Consider the following 17,781-nt stretch of genomic DNA (forward strand, 5'->3'; position numbering starts at 1 on the left):
AAGTAAATGAAAGGCTTAATGATCAAACTATTGTAATTATGATGATTATATAAGCAATTTTATACTCGTAAACTTTACGGAGTTACGACATGTATAGTCCATAATGTTACTTATTTTGTGCTAAAAATGATTTTTTGAAGGTATAACCTAATTGATGAACTAAAATAAATAAATGTTGAGCTAAAAAAAGCCCCCTAATTAGGAGCTTCATTAGCGATATGAAATGCTTACCACATTAAATCATCAGGAATTACATAAGCTGCATATGGATCTTCTTCATCCGTGGTTTGCTCATTCACTTCAGAATTATTCACAATAATAAAGCCTTCCATTTTCGCATTAATACGGTCGGCTAATTCTTTTGGCAAAAAAGCATAGTTGCTATTTTCACGTGCAATAACAAGACTACCCGCAACAAGGGCATTATAAATTTGCTGATTGATATAAAGCTTTTTGATCTTTGCATCATCGATAAATTGATAGGTAGATTCGCCATCAGTATCACGAATTTTATGCTGATTAATCATTTGCATGATGGCAGCTTTTAATTCTTTTTCTTGCAAAACTGCTTTACGATCTTGCTCTAAAGCATGATCTTTGGCCATTTTCTGCTGCTGATCTTGCTCAATTTTCGCCTTGATTTCAGCATCTTTACTTTCACCAGTACGTTTTTCATGTATGGCTTGTTTAGACAATTTTTTTGCCTTTTTATTATCGACCAGACCTGCTTTAAGCAGTTGCGCCTGTAATGCATTTTTAACCATAATACGTTCCAACTAATCGTGTATATGTCGATAATGAAAATAGATGATCCAATATACTGCGCTCATGACTAAACTGAGTGCGGCAGGAATCAGGAATGCGTTTAATTTTAAATAAGGATAAAGCCAACTGGCAAGTATGCCACCAACGATAAATCCCGCCAAAATTAATAAATGTAAGACCACACGTTTAGACTCAACCGGAAGTCCACGGGCTTTATAACCCAAAGCCAAACCTAAGTCCGTCAAAACACCAGAAAGGTGTGTGGTACGAATAATGGTACCTTTATAGTGGCTAACCATTGCATTTTGTACACCCATAGCCACACATGCCCAAAGCAAAGCGTAACGTGGAAAATAGGGCAATAGTAGCCAACACAGGACAATAAAAAAAGCCACCAAGCTTAATGGGACGCCATAACGTCTGGTTAAGCTAAAGTGACTATTTCCAAGAATAAGCCCACTATAAAATGAGCCAATCACATAACAGAGCAAGACTAAAATCAAATAAATAATCGTAGTTGGCTGCCATGCAATGAAGGCCATGGCTAACATACTGACATTACCGGTCATGTGAGATACTGACTGGTGCAAGATGGTCACCAGTCCAAGTACATTAATCATTCCTGCATTCACTGCGAGGAAAAAAGCACCCAGTTGTATCCAAAGCGGTAAAGTCTGTAAAGGCATGGCCTCGCCTTAAAAAGTATCCAATATCAGGATATTATCTTAAACCACGGTCTACTGCAGCTGTAAATAATACGTCAGTCGAAGAGTTTAAAGCGGTTTCAGTTGAATCTTGAAGTACGCTAATAACCATACCAATGGCTACAACTTGCATCGCGATATCGCTTGAAATACCAAACAGGCCACAAGCCACTGGAATAAGTAATAATGAACCACCAGCCACACCTGAAGCACCACATGCAGAAACGGTAGCAACGACTGATAAAATCAACATAGTGGTGAAATCAACCGAAATACCTAAAGTATTCACTGTTGCTAAGGTAAGTACAGTAATTGTCACTGATGCGCCTGCCATGTTAATCGCAGCGCCAAGCGGAATCGCAACACTTGCAGTAGATTCAGGGACACCAAGACGCTTCGCAAGGTCAAGGTTTACAGGAATGTTTGCAGCAGAACTACGCGTAAAGAATGCAGTGATACCACTTTCACGTAAACATTGGAAAACCAATGGGAACGGATTTGAGCGGGTCATAAATGCCACCATTAGTGGATTGATGGCCAAGGCAACAAACAACATGGTACCAATTAAGACCGCAAGTAAGTGTGCATAGCTAATCAGTGTTTTCAAACCTGAATCGGCAAATGTAACAGCAACCAAACCAAAGATACCTACAGGTGCAAAGTTAATCACTAAACGGATTACTTTATTCACCGCATCAGCAGCATCGGATAAGAAAACTTTACTGGTATCTGATGCATGGCGAAATGCAATACCCAAGGCAACAGCCCAAGCTAAGATCCCAATAAAATTTGCTTCTGAAACGGCTGTAACAGGGTTTGCGACAAAACTTAATAATAAGTTTTTCAAGATTTCAGCAAGACTGCCTGGCGGAACAAGATTTTCTGCAGCAACATCCAAAATTAATGTACTTGGGAATACGATACTGACAATCACGGCACTAAGCGCTGCCAAGAACATACCCAAAGCGTACATCAATATAATTGGTTTAATGTATGCATTACTGCTACCCACTTTGAAATTTGCAATGGATGACAGCACAAGTACAAAGACCAGTATCGGTGCTACGGATTTCAATGCCTTAATGAATAAATCACCAAGCAAACTTAAATAGGGTGCAACGCCTGGAGCAACAACAGCAACCAATACACCTAAAATAATGGCGATAATAATTCGGGTTACTAAACTCAAGCGTGTAAATGCTGAAAACATAGGAGAGCCTTGTCAGAATTACAATGACAAAATGATGAAAATTAGCCCTGTATTTTATACGAAAATGTGGAATGCTTAAAAAATAATTTAATTTAAAAATAAACCTTTGTTTTTTATAATCTATTTTTGTGTATTAAAATGTAAACCCTTCAAAACTCACTGTTTATAAAATTCGCATTGATTAAACAGTGAGCTAATAGGCCTTTAAATTTGGTACTCAGAACTGGCTGTCGCAAGCTCTGTAACGGCTTGATAGTGGGTGAGAAAAATTTGACCACTTAAATGCGTGAGTAGTTTTGAGTGCTGCAATTTGTCCATGACAGGGCCTTTGACCTCGGAAAAATGCAGTCGAATATCTAATTTTGATAATTCAGCATTTAAATCTTCCAACATTTCTAAGGCACTGAGGTCAATTGAACTGACGCTTGAGCAGTTGATAACAACATGTTCTAGGTCAATATTTTCACTGACTTCATTGATCAAGAAACCTTTAAGCGTATTGGCATTTAAAAACGAGATATTTTCATCTATACGGAGCGAGAGTATATGTGGTGCGGTATAGACATGATGGCGCTGTACATTGCGGAAGTGCTGTGTGCCCTCAACCAAGCCGATCACCGCAATATGTGGACGACTGATGCGCCATAACAACAGAATAAAGGTAGAAATAATACCAATAATGAGACCAGTAGAAATGTCGATACACACCACACCGAAAAAGGTCACCCACATCGCTATACCATCAGCTTTTGAATAACGCCATGTATCCACAAAAGGTTTAAAGTCGACTAATTTCCAAATGGAAACAATAATTGTGGCCGCCAAGATCACTAAAGGTAAGTCTTGGAAAAAACCAGTGAAGTAGAGACTGACAACGATAATCAGCAATGACGACAACACACCTGCCATCGGGGTTTTTGCACCTGCATCTGCATTAACCACTGTACGAGATAAGCTACCTGTCACAGGAAAGGCAGAGCTAACCCCAGCGCTTAGATTGGCTAAACCTAGAGCGACCAACTCTTGGTTACTATTGAGTTGGCTGCGTTGTTGTAAGGCAGTGGCTTGGGCGATAGACAGTGACTCAACAAAACTGATCATGGCAATCATTGTTGCACCGGGCAGTAAGGTTTGTACCAATTCCCAGTTCCAATGTGGAAAGCTTAAGGGTGGAAAACCTGAAGGAATTTCACCGACAGTTTTAATGCCGACATTTTGCAGGTCAAATAACATCACCGATGCAATCGAGATCACCACTAATATCAGTGGCAGTGCTTTACTTAGAAAGGCTGTAGAGCCGAATCTAGATTGAATTGATTGAGTCGCCAATATTTTCGGTACATAGATTAAAAACAGTATGGCCAGCACACCAAAAATGAGTGAAGCAAAGTGAGTCAAACTCAGGTATTCCCACAAACTTAAAACAAACTCAGGGATGTTGTTGGCTTTTAGCGGGACATCGACGAGAAACTTAAACTGACCTAGTGCAATGAGCAGAGCCGAAGCAATAATGAAGCTTTTAATGACAGGATGACTGATCAGCTGAATTAAAAAACCAAAACGTAGTACACCTAGCATCAGAGAAATCAGGCCGACCATTAAGGCCAAAAGTGTAGCTGCTTCAATATAAACAGGCGAACCAACTTCAAATAGCGGATTGAGCGTGGCGAAAGTCATCATCGAAATGATTGCCACAGGTCCAATCGATAAGGTTGAGCTTCCACCAATGAGTGCGTAGACAATCATCGGTAAAATACTGGCATATAAACCCATGATTGGGGGTAAACCTGCCAGCATGGAATACGCCATACCTTGAGGAACCAACATGGCAATCACGATCAGCGAAGCAAGTACATCAGATTTAAATTTCACAGTGCTGTAGTGCTGTAACCACTGCCAAGCAGGAAATTTCTGTAAGATATGAGGTTTTAAATCTGACATAAACTTATCTAAATCACAATTTCATATATATTATGCATAAAAAATGCTAAGAAGTCTTGTGCAATAAATTTTGAGCGTACAACATTGCAGTACATTTGTGGGATATATAAGAAACCATCATTCTAAATGAATTAATAAAAAGTATGAGCTGATTTAAAGCTTTGGATATTCGATATAAATATATATATTGAAATTTTGAAGAAGTCTGGAGGGTAAATTTAGATATTGAATTGCTGTCCATTGCGATAATTCATCTATAGTGGTGCAAGAACAGCATGTCTGGCTTGAAATTTTAAAATAACTGAGTGTTATTTATAAGCTTGGTTGCAATACAATTGGTAAAGAGTATTGAGAACTTGAACTAAATTTGCATCTTTAATTGAATAATAAATTTGCTTACCATCACGACGCGTAGTCACAACATCACTTTTACGTAACATCATCAGTTGTTGTGAGAGGGTTGGCTGTTTAATATCAGTGATTTCTTCAATCTGAGACACATTCAATTCTTGCTGTGCTAGATGACATAAAATTAGTAGACGATCCGTATTTGCCAGCGACTTTAAAACGCCCACGACTAATTCGGCAGAATCACGCATAGTAGTGATTTCCAGATCGGTATTCATTGGATATGTCCATACGATTAACAACAGCTCAAGTATACGGATATCACGGCTTAATACATTGAATAAATAAGACAATTTCTATGGTTTTTTATGAAATCAAATATCATTAATTTTTATAAGTTTAAATTTAGTTAATCAGTTAAATTTATTGCTTGATTTTAGTGCAAGCTTTCACAAAATGCACATAAATATAAGACATTAGCTTAAAAAATCATGCACACTTTGAAAATAATTGTATCATCTAAAGATCGTATTCAATAAATACACAAGGGATAAATAGTCATGACAACAGATTCAGCTTTTCCAGCAACGAGTAATTTAGGTATCGCAGTATATAGTAATAACGCTGAAGCGATTGGTAATACACCTTTAGTTCGTATTAATCGTGCGATTCAGTCAGAAGCAACGGTCTTGGCGAAAGTAGAAAGCCGTAACCCAGCATTTTCAGTGAAATGTCGTGTAGGTGCAGCTCTCATTGCTGATGCAGAAGAAAAAGGTTTATTAAAACCGGGTATGCATATTGTAGAACCTACAAGTGGTAATACAGGGATTGCTTTGGCATTTGTTGCAGCTGCGAAAGGTTATGCAATTACATTAACCATGCCAGCAAGTATGAGTATTGAACGCCGTAAGGTGTTGAAGTCTTTTGGTGCAAATCTCGTATTGACTGAACCTGCTAAAGGCATGAAAGGTGCGGTCGAAGAAGCACAGCGCCTCGTTGCCGAACATCCTGAAACGTATTATTTACCACAACAGTTTGAAAACCCTGCAAACCCTAAAATTCATGAATTGACCACTGGCCCAGAAATTTGGGAAGCGACCGGTGGTAAAGTGGATATTTTAGTTTCAGGTGTAGGTACAGGCGGTACGATTTCAGGCATTTCAAGCTATTTTGAAAAAGTGAAAAATCAGCCGCTTTATTCTGTTGCGGTAGAACCGGCTGAATCTCCGATTATTGCCCAAGCGAAAAAAGGCGAAACACTGACTCCTGGGCCACATAAAATTCAGGGGATTGGCGCTAACTTTATTCCGGGTAACTTAGATCTAGACCTTGTTGATGAAGTGATCGGTATTGAAAGTGCTGAAGCAATTGAGTGGGCGCGTAAAACGGCTACTCATGACGGTATTTTAGTGGGTATCTCTAGTGGCGCGGCAATGGCAGCTGCGGCAAAACTTGCTGCACGTCCTGAGAATGCAGGCAAAACCATTGTGGTCATTTTACCGGATGGTGGTGAACGTTATCTTTCTTCAGTTTTATTTGAAGATATTAGTGCTGACTAATAATTCAGACATGAAAAAAAGCCCGTTCAATTGAATGGGCTTTTTTATTGATGATTTCGTTATTTATAAGTATCTTAAGCCGGGTCTTGATCATCGTTTTTGGGATTTTGTTGTTTTATTTTTCGTTTAGGCGGTTCATGTCCTAACTTTCGAGCGATGTATTTAAACAGGAAGCCTAAGAGTATGCATATCGTGACAGCAGGGATAACCACTTGAGTGAGCCAAACATCAATATGATCTAGACTCCAACTTAAAATTAAAAATAAAAAAGCACACAAATATGCGCAGTTAAAGCAAATGTTCGACAGTTTGTACATGCGAAAGAGAGTAATTCGTTTGGTGGTCACGAATCTTTATCTTACTGAATAATGAGGAAAGGTGTAGTTTTAATATCAGAAAAACAAACTAATTGAATAATGATTATTCAATATTATTGATTATATTTTTGAATATTCGCAATTTTTTATATCGTAAAAAAAAGCCTTGCTGTGAGTCAGAAAAACTTGACCTTCCCATTGTGGTAAAGTTTAAGCTATAGCCTAAAACAAGCACATATGATTGGGATGTTGCCATGACAGATTCGACAGAACACAAACTTTTTGATGGCACACTTGCTATTGAAGGGATGACCTGTGCTTCTTGTGTGGCACGGGTGGAAAAAGCCTTAAAAAAAGTCGATGGCATCACTGATGCTCAAGTGAATTTAGCCACTGAAACAGCACATGTTCAGAGTGATAAAAATGTGGATTATTCTGCTGTAATTCAGGCCGTTGAAAAGGCAGGTTTTGGCGTTGCACAAAAGCAGATTGAACTTGAAATTGAAGGGATGACTTGCGCATCGTGTGTGGCACGTGTTGAAAAAGCATTAAAAACAGTTCCAGAAGTCATCGATGCAAAAGTGAATTTGGCAACTGAAAAAGCTACGATTACGGCATTGGCATCTGTTGAAAATTCTGCATTGGCGAAGTCCGTAGAAAAAGCTGGTTTTCATATTGCACAGCCCAATATTGAATTAAATATTGATGGAATGACCTGTGCTTCATGTGTGGCACGGGTTGAAAAAGCCCTAAACGCTGTAGACGGTGTTAGTAAAGCAACTGTAAATTTAGCCAGTGAAAAAGCTTTTGTTCAGGCGCCAGTTTCAAAAACACAGGAATTGATCGCGGCAGTTAAAAAAGCGGGATACAGTGCGACCGTTGCTACACAACTACAACCGACAATGGCAGAAAAAAAAGCCGATGAAGCTCGGTTGCTCAAACGTGATTTAATCATCGCATTGGTACTCGCTGTTCCTGTTTTTATCTTGGAGATGGGATCACACATGATTCCAGCTTTTCATCATTTTATTGCACATAATTTAGGGACACAAAATAGTTGGTATATTCAGTTTATATTAACCACTTTGGTGTTAATCCTACCCGGAAGACGCTTTTATCAGCACGGCATACCAGCACTTGCGCGACTTGCCCCAGATATGAATTCTTTGGTCGCAGTTGGGACTTTATCTGCTTATAGTTTTTCTTGTGTTGCAACATTTGCTCCGCAATTATTACCGCAAGGTACGGTTCATGTGTACTTTGAAGCAGCCGCAGTAATTGTGGCGTTGATTCTTTTGGGTCGTTTTATGGAGGCGAAAGCCAAAGGTAAAACCTCGCAAGCTATTCAATACTTAGTCGGCATGCAACCCAAAACAGCACGTGTTGAGCAATCTAGTAGCTATATAGATTTGCCGATTAGTGATGTTGAAACAGGTATGTTGATTGAAATACGGCCTGGTGAACGTTGCCCAGTCGATGGCACCGTGGTGTCTGGGAACAGTTATATTGATGAATCCATGATCAGTGGCGAGCCAATTCCTGTCGAGAAAAAAGCCGGTGATCAAGTTGTCGGTGGTACGATTAACCAAAATGGGGCATTGAAAATACTAGCCACTGCGGTAGGTCAAGATTCTGTTTTGGCACAAATTATTCATATGGTTGAACAGGCTCAGGGTTCAAAATTACCGATTCAAGCTTTGGTGGATAAAGTCACGTTATGGTTTGTACCGGTGGTAATGGCGTTGGCGTTGATCACCTTTTTAGTTTGGTATGTAGTTGGACCTGAACCGAGTTTAACCTATGCCTTAGTCAATGCTGTAGCAGTACTGATTATCGCATGTCCATGTGCAATGGGTTTGGCAACACCAACGTCTATTATGGTCGGTACAGGGCGAGGTGCAGAGCTTGGAGTATTGTTCCGTAAAGGTGAAGCCTTACAACAACTCAAAAATACTCAAGTGGTTGCAGTCGATAAAACAGGGACATTGACGGAAGGTAAACCGAAACTGACAGATTTTGAAGTCACTGAAGCTTTTGATAAAGATCGCGTATTTCAGTTATTGGTCTCTGTAGAGCAGAAATCTGAGCATCCGATTGCCTATGCCATTGTTCAAGCTGCAAAAGAGATGCAAGTGCAACTTTTAGAGGTTGAGCATTTTGATTCCGTGACTGGTGCTGGGATTCAGGCCGTTGTTGAAGGACAAAGCATTTTTATCGGTGCAGATCATTTGATGCATAAACTTGGTTTAGATACACAAATCTTTTCATCACTGGCGGAACGCATGGGCAATGAAGGGAAAACCCCGCTCTATGTATCGATCGATCAACAGCTTGCTGCCATTGTTGCTGTAGCCGACCCGATCAAAGCTACAACCTTCGCAGCCATTCAAGCTTTGCATGATTTAGGGCTGAAAGTGGCCATGATTACAGGCGATAACCGACATACTGCCACTGCCATAGCACGACAGTTGAAGATTGATCATGTGATCGCTGAAGTAATGCCAGACCAAAAAGTGCAATCTGTACAACAATTGCAAAAGGAACATGGTGTTGTTTGTTTTGTCGGCGATGGCATTAATGATGCGCCTGCACTTGCGCAAGCAGATGTGGGCATGGCGATTGGTACAGGGACAGATGTGGCGATAGAGGCTGCGGACGTTGTGCTTATGTCGGGTAATTTACAAATGGTACCGACAGCAATCGCACTGAGTACTGCGACGATGAATAATATTCGCCAAAATCTATTTTGGGCATTTATTTACAATGCAGCATTGATTCCCGTCGCTGCAGGTGTGTTATATCCATTCTTTGGCATATTGCTTTCACCTATGTTCGCCGCAGGTGCAATGGCACTTTCATCGGTGTTTGTTGTGTCAAATGCCTTGCGTTTAAAAGCATTTAAAGGGCCAGTTTTTCAGGAGTCTTGAGATGAATATTGGACAAGCAGCGAAAGCATCGGGCATTTCTGCAAAAATGATCCGCTATTATGAATCGATTGGGCTGTTAAATAATGCGCAGCGCACCGATGCCGGCTATCGAGTTTACTCGGAAGCCGATATTAAAACCTTGAGTTTCTTAAGACATGCGCGTGATTTAGGTTTTTCTTCTGAACAAATGAAAGATTTACTTGGGCTTTGGAAAAATCAAAGTCGGCAAAGTGTAGAAGTTAAAGCATTGGCGTTAAAACATATCCAGACCTTAAATCAAAAAATCGCAGACTTACAGGCCATGGTTGAGATCTTGCAACAATCTGTAGATGGCTGTGCCGGTAATGATCAAGCCGATTGTACGATTTTAAATCAAATCGAAACGGGCATGGCTGAGTGCTGCCATACAGCAAAGATTTAAATCCGCTTGACCTTACAATCGTGGCAAGGTTTATAGTGTTGTTATTAGAAAAGAAGGATGAATATCATGAAATTTCGTATTGATAATATGACATGCGGTGGTTGTGCCCGTAGCGTAACAGCAACGATTAAAGACTTAGACGAAAATGCAACGGTCACTATTGATGTAGCTACAAAATTAGTTGACGTTGAATCTAGTGCCAGTGCAGAGCAATTGATTAGCGCTTTAACCGAAGATGGCTTCCCACCTGTGATTGCATAACCTAGATATTGTTTAATGAAAAAAAAGCCGAACAATTGTTCGGCTTTTTTATTTATAAATCAATTCTATACGGCTGAAATTTTATCTGGCGTCATCAGCGCCTGATTAATATATAGCTTGATTAAGCGTTCACGTGAACCGATTGATTTTTGATAATGCGTTGAATTGAGGAGTAGGGATGCACCATAAGTGACCGTCCAAATATAAGATAAATAATCACGTATCGACATTGCGCTTTCAAGTGATTTTAGATAATCACTGGTCATATCCTTAATTTCAATAATACGTTCTTCACGAACACGATAGAGCTCCTCAAATAACTCTTTTAATTTACGTTCATTATTGGTTAAGCGTTCTTCAATGACATGTAATAATATAGTTCTATTAGAATTCAACATATTATAAAGCATATATTGTGAAACATAAGTTTTAATATCATGATTATATTTTTTTGAAATTTCTAATAATCGTTTTTCATTTAAGATAATCAGTTCTAAATATAATTGGTTTTTACTTTTAAAATGTTTATAAATCGTGCCTTTGGCAATATCTAGTTCACAAGCTAACTCACTTAAGGTGATGTCTTGATTATTATCTAATAGCAGGGTTTCTGCCATGGCTAAAATTTTTTCCTTGCGAAGGATAAAATTTTGTTGGCGTACTGAACTCATGATAACTGTTCCATAAACATCTTGAGGGTGAACAAGCCTAGCTTAAGCTAAATCTTGTGAATCTTACATTCCACTATGGTCTCAAATATTACATAAATTGGTTTAAAAATAAACACATTAGTAGAGTGCGTAAAACATATAGAATTCATAGCATAAAATTAATGTCAATAAAACTGAACCCTTGAGGTCATTTTTTTGAAATAAAATTCCATTTTTATTTTTTTTAATTTATTGTCTTTTCGCTTTTACAACAAAAGCAGCATTTAACAAAACGGTCTTGGTTGTTATGTTATTAATACAACCTAAATTAAACATGATTATAGGTACTATTATGTTTGGTTTTAATCAATTACCAATTATAAATTTAGTCAATTCAATAAATTTATTTAATTGTAATAAAATAATGCTGCTCAAAATATCAGGTGGTTATTTTCCACTTGTCGGTAAAAACACATTATCTATATCCATTTTAGATATCTATCTGAAAAAACAGATCTTTAAAAAATCCACACAAAATTGATTTGATGATTTTGTGCGGGAGCGTGCAACTTTAAAAAAGTACTTTGTCAAAGACGCTGACAAAGCCTGTAGAAAAGGAAAGTACAATGCCAATATACAATGCGCCGTTAAAGGACATGGACTTCATCTTAAATGATGTATTCAATGCAGATGAGTTCTGGCAGTCAAATGAAAACTTAGCTCATATTGATATGGCGACTGCAAATGCCATTTTAGAAGAAATGGCTAAGTTTTCTAAAAACGTTATTCTAGACTTGAACCGTACTGCAGATGAAGAAGGTGGTGCGCAGTTTAGTAATGGTGTTGTTACTACGCCTACAGGGTTTAAAGACGCTTTTAAACAATTCGCCGAAGGCGGTTGGGTTGGTTTAGGCGCTTCTGAAGAATGGGGCGGCCAAAACATGCCGAAAATGTTGACGGTACTTGCTGACGAAATGATTTGGAGTACCAATCCATCATTTATGTTGTATCCACTACTGACTGTGGGTGCAGGTATGGCGATTAATGACCGTGCTTCGCAAGAGCAAAAAGAAACCTATCTTCCAAAATTTTATACGGGTGAATGGTCAGGCACTATGTGTTTAACTGAACCACATTCAGGGACTGATTTGGGGATCATTAAAACCAAAGCAGAGCCGAATGAAGATGGTTCATTTAATATTACAGGCACGAAAATTTTCATCACCAGTGGTGAACATGATCTGTGTGAAAACATCATCCATCTTGTGTTAGCAAAAACGCCAAATGCACCTGCGGGTTCACGTGGTATTTCATTGTTTATCGTTCCAAAATTCCATGTCAATGCCGATGGCTCAGTCGGTGAACGTAATGCCGTATCAGCGGGTTCAATTGAACACAAGATGGGTATTAAAGGTTCTGCAACGTGTGTTATGAACTTTGATGGTGCCAAAGGTTATATCGTTGGTAAAGAAAACGAAGGTCTTGCGGCGATGTTTGTCATGATGAACTATGAACGTTTATCGATGGGTATCCAAGGGATTGGCGCCGCAGAATTTGCTTACCAAAATGCTGCACAGTATGCGACTGATCGTCTACAAGGTCGTTCTGCGACAGGTGTGAAATCTCCTGAAAAACCAGCCGACTCTATTTTGGTACATGGTGATGTACGTCGTATGTTGTTGAATGTACGCGCCAACAACGAAGCATCGCGTGCATTTGCTGTGTATGTTGGTCAGCAACTGGATATTACAAAATATTCAACTGACGAAGCTGCAGTGAAAAAAGCCAATGACCGCGTGGCTTTATTGACACCTATTGCAAAAGCCTACCTAACAGATACAGCCCTACAAGCTACTTTAGAAGCGCAAATGTGCTTTGGTGGTCATGGCTATATCCGTGAATGGGGCATGGAGCAATGCATTCGTGACTTACGTATTTCGCAGATTTACGAAGGCACAAATGGCGTACAAGCGATTGATTTAATTGGACGCAAAACCACGAAATGTAATGGTGCATTTATTGCCGAATACATTGCTGAAATTCGTGACTTTGCTGCAACCATGGCTGATTCAAAAGTTAAATCTGCAGCATTGCAAGTTTCTGACGAAGTTGAAGCATTAACGCAATTCATTATTGAACAATCTAAGACCACCCCAGACTTTAGCAGTTCGGTGGCAGTCGATTACCTGCACGCTGTTGGTTTACTCAGCTTCGTTTATATGTTTGCGCGTATTAGCAAAGCTGCGGCTGCAAAACCAGAGAGCTTCTTCCAAAACAAACTGGTACTCGCAGATTTCTATGTTGAGAAAGTTCTACCTGACCTTGCTGCCCGTGCTCAACGCATTAAAGCAGGTTCTGAACTTATCATGCAGCTATCTGAAGAATACTTCACCGCTCAATCTTAAAGTTTCATCGAAACCACTGTGAAAAACATTAAGATGGAAAATCTGAGGAACCAGTCATGGTTCCTTGGGGTTAAAAGATTTAAAACAGGATGAAATAAGAAATGATTGTAATTGTAGATGGCGTACGTACAGCGATGGGTGGTTTTCAGGGTTCACTTTCATCTTGTACAGCCCCAGACTTAGGTGCTGCAGCGATTCAGGCTGTTGTTGCACGTGCAGGTTTAGAACCTACAGATATTGACGAAGTTATTTTTGGCTGTGTATTACCGGCTGGTCTTAAACAAGGTCCTGCACGCCAAGCGATGCGTCAAGCAGGCTTACCAGATACAACGGGTGCCACCACGATTAATAAAATTTGTGGTTCAGGCATGAAGGCAGTGATGCAAGCAGCTGATGCGATTAAAGCCGGTTCGGCCAATATTGTGGTTGCAGGTGGTATGGAGTCGATGTCAAATGCGCCATATTTACTTGAAAAAGCGCGTTCAGGCTATCGTATGGGTCATGGTAAAACCACAGACCACATGTTCCAAGAAGGCTTAGAAGATGCTGAGACAGGTTTATCGATGGGTATTCTGGCACAAGATATGGCAGATAAAAAAGGCTATACCCGTGAACAGCAAGATGCTTTTGCCATCAACTCACTCAATAAAGCCGTTGCAGCGATTCAAGGCGGTTTCTTCAAAAATGAAATCGTGCCAGTTACTGTTAAAAGCCGTAAAGGTGACGTCGTTGTTGACACAGATGAACAGCCATTAAGTGCTAAGCCTGAAAAAATCCCAACACTGCGTCCTGCATTCAAAAAAGACGGCACGATCACAGCCGCCAATGCCAGCTCAATTTCTGACGGTGCATCTGCTTTGGTGGTTACATCAGAAGAAACGGCTCAAGCGCGTGGTTTAAAACCACTAGCAAAAGTCGTTGCTTATGCCACAAATTCACAGCATCCGTCAGAGTTCACGATTGCTCCAGTCGGTGCTATTGAGAAAGTGCTTGCACAAGCAGGTTGGGATGCACAAGAGGTTGACTTGTGGGAAGTCAATGAAGCATTTGCCATGGTTACAATGCTGGCGATTGATGGATTTAACTTAGATGAAGCAAAAGTGAACATTCATGGTGGTGCTTGCTCACTTGGTCACCCACTAGGTTCATCAGGTTCACGTATTATTGTGACGCTGATTCATGCCTTAAAACGCACTGGCGGTAAAAAAGGTGTCGCAGCACTGTGTATTGGTGGCGGTGAAGCAACTGCAATTGCGGTTGAACTGATTTAATTTGCCTCAATTTATATAAGTAAGCTTTTAGATAAGTACGTTTTTAGATAAGCAATAACAAACGCTATCTCAGTTCGCTGGGATGGCGAAAAAAGATGTTTATTTTGAGATATTTATTTTTTGAGATTTAATTATGAATGGTTTAGATCGCATTCGCTTACTCTCCCTTCGCGACAAAGTAATGTCTGCTGAAAAAGCGATTGAGTTAATTCAAGATGGTTCAGTGGTTGGTTTAAGTGGTTTTGGTGGTGCAGGTGAGGCAAAGACGGTTCCATTGGCACTTGCAGATCATGCAGTTTCACATCCTCTTCGTATCACGTTGGCAACGGGTGCTAGTTTAGGAAATAGTATCGATGGTCGCCTCAATGCGGCGCATGCGATAGAACGTCGTTATCCGTATCAGGCAGATCCTGGTTTACGTAAAGCCATTAACGCTGGCGAGGTCATGTATATTGACCAACACTTGTCTGAAATGGCCGATAATATTCGTCATCATAATTTACCGCGCATTAATGTGGCCGTTATTGCAGCGACTGCAATTACAGAAGATGGTCAAGTTATTCCGACAGGTTCATGTGGTAACTCAGCCAATTTCATTGAAATGGCAGATCATGTGATTATTGAAATTGATAATACGATTAACCCAGTGCTAGAAGGTGTACATGATATTTATGTGCCGAAAGCGCGACCAAACCGTGGGCCAATTCCACTGACTCAGGTCGGTGAACGTATCGGTACGATTGGGATCAATGTCAGCCCCGATAAGATTTCAGCTATTGTGTTGAATGATCTGCCAGATACCCAGTTTAAAATGGATGAACCTGATGCTGAAACCCTAGCGATTGCTCAGCACCTGATTGATTTCTTTGAAGGTGAAGTAGCAGCAGGGCGTTTGCCTGAAAATTTAGGCCCGCTACAGTCAGGTGTGGGTTCGATTGCCAATGCTGTATTTGCTGGTTTTGAGCATTCTAATTTCCATGATTTGGAAATGTATTCAGAAGTACTACAAGACTGTACTTTCCAGCTAATTGATTCTGGAAAAATGAAATTTGCCTCAGGCTGTTCAATGACGCTGTCTGAGCCTTGTGCACAGCATGTGATGAACAATTTTGATCAGTACAAAGACAAAATTGTGTTACGTCCACAAGAGCTATCCAATAACCCTGAAATCATTCGACGTTTAGGCATTATCGCGATTAATACGGCGCTTGAGTTTGATATTTACGGAAACGTAAATTCGACCCATGTGACGGGTACCAAAATGATGAACGGTATTGGCGGTTCAGGAGACTTTACTCGTCATGCGCACATTGCCATTTTCGTAACCAAGTCGATTGCAAAAGGTGGTGCGATTTCATCTGTGGTGCCAATGGTGAGTCATACCGACCATACTGACCATGACGTTGACATCGTGGTTACAGAGCAGGGCTTGGCAGATTTACGTGGTCTTTCACCACGTGAGCGTGCACGTAAAGTCATTGAAATCTGTGCACATCCAGATTATCGCGCAGCATTGTTGAGCTACTTTGAACGCGCATGTGAGCTTGGTGGTCAAACGCCGCATATTTTAAAAGAGGCTTTGTCTTGGCATGCCACTTTTGAAGAAACCGGTTCAATGCGTCAAATCGTATAAATCTAAAGATTGAAAATATTTAAATAAGCCCACGATCAAGTGGGCTTATTTATTATGAAAAACTACAAATGTTTCAAAACATGACAAAAGAAAAACAGCAGGACTTGGTTTGCAACTTTTGCACAACATGAACGGTCTTAAGTTCTCTTCAAGGCTTTCTATAATGCAAAACTCATTGACAAAGAAGGTCAGTATTTTGAAAAAGATTCAATTATTTTCTGCGATGTTGTTCGCAGTTCTCCTCACTGCATGTAAACAAAGTCCAGCGCCTGATTATGCTGGAACATGGCAAAATACCGCAGTAGATCCGCAACTTGAAAATGCGCTGATTATTAGTAAAAATGGTGAAAACTATTTCATTACCAATACTTTAAAAGATAAACAAAGTGGTAAATCTGAAAAGAAAAATCCTGTACCTGCATCTGTCGCTGAATCTGGTTTACTGGCTGTAAACTCTGGGACAGGTGCTGTTGAATTTGCGATTGACGAAAAAACTGGAAATTTAGTTGGGTCTGGATCCATTTATAAAAAAGTAAAATAGATCAATTATCTATAGATGCAAAAATATCAAAAGCAGCCTCTAAGTTGGGCTGCTTTTTAACTTTTAAGCGAACGTTTATTTACTTTAACTTAGTTCAGAACCGAAGAGAAATCATGGATAAAATAATCCGCTTTATTTTTGATTTGCTCAATTTCGTGCTCTGAATATGCATCATACACGGCAACCACTTCAATGCCTGCTGCATTTGCAGCTTCTACACCAATGAGCGAATCTTCAAAAATTAAACATTCTTCAGGTCTTACTGCAAAATGTTCAATCGCCTGTAAATAGACTTCAGGATGCGGCTTTTTATTTTTGACGCTTTCACGGGTCAGGATCAGATCAAAACTATTTTCAAAATGCAGCTTTGGATAAATGTTAATATTTTTTTGATATCGATAAATATTTTGCAGGCTGGTCGTGGTGGTAATTGCCACCTGAATGCCTTGCTGAATGAGCTGTTGAACAAATAACGCTGCATGTGGTTTAAGCAAGATGATATGTTCTAAAAAATGCTGTGAAATGGCATATCGTTGCTGTTTGATTTGATCTGCTGTGTGTTGTTCAATCTTATAAGTATCTTTTAGATAGTTACAGTACATTAAATAAGGGTCTGGTGTATTTTTAAATAATTGCAGCTGAATGTCACGTTCACGTTGAATTAAACCCAGTTGGATGGTTTGTCCAGTTAACTGTTGAATCAAATCTGCGTCGACCTGATTCCACACGCCAACAGAGTCGATAAGTGTGCCATCTAAATCAAAACAAACCAGTTTTTTTCCTTAAAGCATGTTGATATCCAAATTCGTGCTGGGTCTATTATGCGGA

At 39.7% G+C, this 17,781-nt stretch carries 15 protein-coding genes; 8 read left to right on the forward strand and 7 right to left on the reverse strand.

Annotation, left to right across the window (positions count from 1 at the left end; genetic code table 11):
- Window positions 1-227: 227 nt before the first annotated feature.
- The 5 genes from MST18_RS07395 to MST18_RS07415 all read right to left on the reverse strand — a co-directional run bounded on the left by MST18_RS07395 (window position 228) and on the right by MST18_RS07415 (window position 5,246).
- Window positions 228-764 (reverse strand): DUF2058 domain-containing protein, encoded by a 537-nt coding sequence (locus MST18_RS07395; RefSeq protein ID WP_078193805.1) that lies wholly within the window; start codon window positions 762-764, stop codon window positions 228-230.
- A gap of 12 nt (window positions 765-776) precedes the next feature.
- Window positions 777-1,451, reverse strand: coding sequence for a YoaK family protein (locus tag MST18_RS07400; RefSeq protein ID WP_180107101.1), 675 nt, complete (start codon window positions 1,449-1,451; stop codon window positions 777-779).
- A gap of 34 nt (window positions 1,452-1,485) precedes the next feature.
- Window positions 1,486-2,679: a serine/threonine transporter SstT gene (gene sstT / locus MST18_RS07405; RefSeq protein WP_180133399.1), complete on the reverse strand. Its 1,194-nt coding sequence runs from the start codon at window positions 2,677-2,679 to the stop codon at window positions 1,486-1,488.
- Between the two features lie 204 nt (window positions 2,680-2,883).
- On the reverse strand, window positions 2,884-4,620 hold the full coding sequence (locus tag MST18_RS07410; RefSeq protein ID WP_180133398.1) for a SulP family inorganic anion transporter: 1,737 nt from the start codon (window positions 4,618-4,620) through the stop codon (window positions 2,884-2,886).
- A gap of 308 nt (window positions 4,621-4,928) precedes the next feature.
- A complete protein-coding gene (locus tag MST18_RS07415; RefSeq protein WP_180133397.1) occupies window positions 4,929-5,246 on the reverse strand; it encodes a helix-turn-helix transcriptional regulator in 318 nt (105 codons plus the stop codon).
- Window positions 5,247-5,528: 282 nt separating this feature from the next.
- Here MST18_RS07415 and cysK point away from each other — a divergent pair, with 282 nt between their 5' ends.
- The 4 genes from cysK (at window position 5,529) to MST18_RS07435 (ending at window position 10,453) form a co-directional block, all read left to right on the forward strand.
- Window positions 5,529-6,527 (forward strand): cysteine synthase A, encoded by a 999-nt coding sequence (gene cysK, locus MST18_RS07420; RefSeq protein WP_111884368.1) that lies wholly within the window; start codon window positions 5,529-5,531, stop codon window positions 6,525-6,527.
- 571 nt (window positions 6,528-7,098) lie between these two features.
- Window positions 7,099-9,771 (forward strand): heavy metal translocating P-type ATPase, encoded by a 2,673-nt coding sequence (locus MST18_RS07425; protein WP_180133396.1) that lies wholly within the window; start codon window positions 7,099-7,101, stop codon window positions 9,769-9,771.
- 1 nt (window position 9,772) lies between these two features.
- A complete protein-coding gene (gene cueR, locus MST18_RS07430) occupies window positions 9,773-10,192 on the forward strand; it encodes a Cu(I)-responsive transcriptional regulator (protein WP_111884371.1) in 420 nt (139 codons plus the stop codon).
- Window positions 10,193-10,258: 66 nt separating this feature from the next.
- Window positions 10,259-10,453 carry a heavy-metal-associated domain-containing protein gene (locus tag MST18_RS07435; protein ID WP_078190942.1) on the forward strand — a complete coding sequence of 65 codons (195 nt, stop codon included), beginning with the start codon at window positions 10,259-10,261 and terminating at the stop codon, window positions 10,451-10,453.
- 65 nt (window positions 10,454-10,518) lie between these two features.
- On the opposite strand, the gene MST18_RS07440 is transcribed toward MST18_RS07435, so the two are convergent.
- Window positions 10,519-11,124 carry a TetR/AcrR family transcriptional regulator gene (locus MST18_RS07440; RefSeq protein WP_078190941.1) on the reverse strand — a complete coding sequence of 202 codons (606 nt, stop codon included), beginning with the start codon at window positions 11,122-11,124 and terminating at the stop codon, window positions 10,519-10,521.
- 605 nt (window positions 11,125-11,729) lie between these two features.
- Between MST18_RS07440 and MST18_RS07445 the strand changes: the two genes are divergently transcribed.
- The 4 genes from MST18_RS07445 to MST18_RS07460 all read left to right on the forward strand — a co-directional run bounded on the left by MST18_RS07445 (window position 11,730) and on the right by MST18_RS07460 (window position 16,953).
- Window positions 11,730-13,508, forward strand: coding sequence for an acyl-CoA dehydrogenase C-terminal domain-containing protein (locus tag MST18_RS07445; protein ID WP_180011711.1), 1,779 nt, complete (start codon window positions 11,730-11,732; stop codon window positions 13,506-13,508).
- 101 nt (window positions 13,509-13,609) lie between these two features.
- Window positions 13,610-14,779 (forward strand): thiolase family protein, encoded by a 1,170-nt coding sequence (locus MST18_RS07450; protein WP_180008861.1) that lies wholly within the window; start codon window positions 13,610-13,612, stop codon window positions 14,777-14,779.
- Between the two features lie 133 nt (window positions 14,780-14,912).
- A complete protein-coding gene (locus MST18_RS07455; protein ID WP_171319206.1) occupies window positions 14,913-16,412 on the forward strand; it encodes a succinate CoA transferase in 1,500 nt (499 codons plus the stop codon).
- 223 nt (window positions 16,413-16,635) lie between these two features.
- A complete protein-coding gene (locus MST18_RS07460; RefSeq protein ID WP_111884393.1) occupies window positions 16,636-16,953 on the forward strand; it encodes a hypothetical protein in 318 nt (105 codons plus the stop codon).
- 89 nt (window positions 16,954-17,042) lie between these two features.
- On the opposite strand, the gene MST18_RS07465 is transcribed toward MST18_RS07460, so the two are convergent.
- A complete protein-coding gene (locus tag MST18_RS07465; RefSeq protein WP_373692667.1) occupies window positions 17,043-17,681 on the reverse strand; it encodes an HAD family hydrolase in 639 nt (212 codons plus the stop codon).
- Window positions 17,682-17,781 lie beyond the last annotated feature (100 nt).

Source organism: Acinetobacter sp. YH12068_T (assembly GCF_024606005.1).
Lineage (GTDB): Bacteria > Pseudomonadota > Gammaproteobacteria > Pseudomonadales > Moraxellaceae > Acinetobacter > Acinetobacter amyesii.

Bases quoted from the DNA above. Each gene is read 5' to 3' on its own strand.
- MST18_RS07395 (WP_078193805.1), bottom strand. From the start codon at position 764: ATGGTTAAAAATGCATTACAGGCGCAACTGCTTAAAGCAGGTCTGGTC.
- MST18_RS07400 (WP_180107101.1), bottom strand. From the start codon at position 1,451: ATGCCTTTACAGACTTTACCGCTTTGGATACAACTGGGTGCTTTTTTC.
- sstT (WP_180133399.1), bottom strand. From the start codon at position 2,679: ATGTTTTCAGCATTTACACGCTTGAGTTTAGTAACCCGAATTATTATC.
- MST18_RS07410 (WP_180133398.1), bottom strand. From the start codon at position 4,620: ATGTCAGATTTAAAACCTCATATCTTACAGAAATTTCCTGCTTGGCAG.
- MST18_RS07415 (WP_180133397.1), bottom strand. From the start codon at position 5,246: ATGAATACCGATCTGGAAATCACTACTATGCGTGATTCTGCCGAATTA.
- cysK (WP_111884368.1), top strand. From the start codon at position 5,529: ATGACAACAGATTCAGCTTTTCCAGCAACGAGTAATTTAGGTATCGCA.
- MST18_RS07425 (WP_180133396.1), top strand. From the start codon at position 7,099: ATGACAGATTCGACAGAACACAAACTTTTTGATGGCACACTTGCTATT.
- cueR (WP_111884371.1), top strand. From the start codon at position 9,773: ATGAATATTGGACAAGCAGCGAAAGCATCGGGCATTTCTGCAAAAATG.
- MST18_RS07435 (WP_078190942.1), top strand. From the start codon at position 10,259: ATGAAATTTCGTATTGATAATATGACATGCGGTGGTTGTGCCCGTAGC.
- MST18_RS07440 (WP_078190941.1), bottom strand. From the start codon at position 11,124: ATGAGTTCAGTACGCCAACAAAATTTTATCCTTCGCAAGGAAAAAATT.
- MST18_RS07445 (WP_180011711.1), top strand. From the start codon at position 11,730: ATGCCAATATACAATGCGCCGTTAAAGGACATGGACTTCATCTTAAAT.
- MST18_RS07450 (WP_180008861.1), top strand. From the start codon at position 13,610: ATGATTGTAATTGTAGATGGCGTACGTACAGCGATGGGTGGTTTTCAG.
- MST18_RS07455 (WP_171319206.1), top strand. From the start codon at position 14,913: ATGAATGGTTTAGATCGCATTCGCTTACTCTCCCTTCGCGACAAAGTA.
- MST18_RS07460 (WP_111884393.1), top strand. From the start codon at position 16,636: ATGTTGTTCGCAGTTCTCCTCACTGCATGTAAACAAAGTCCAGCGCCT.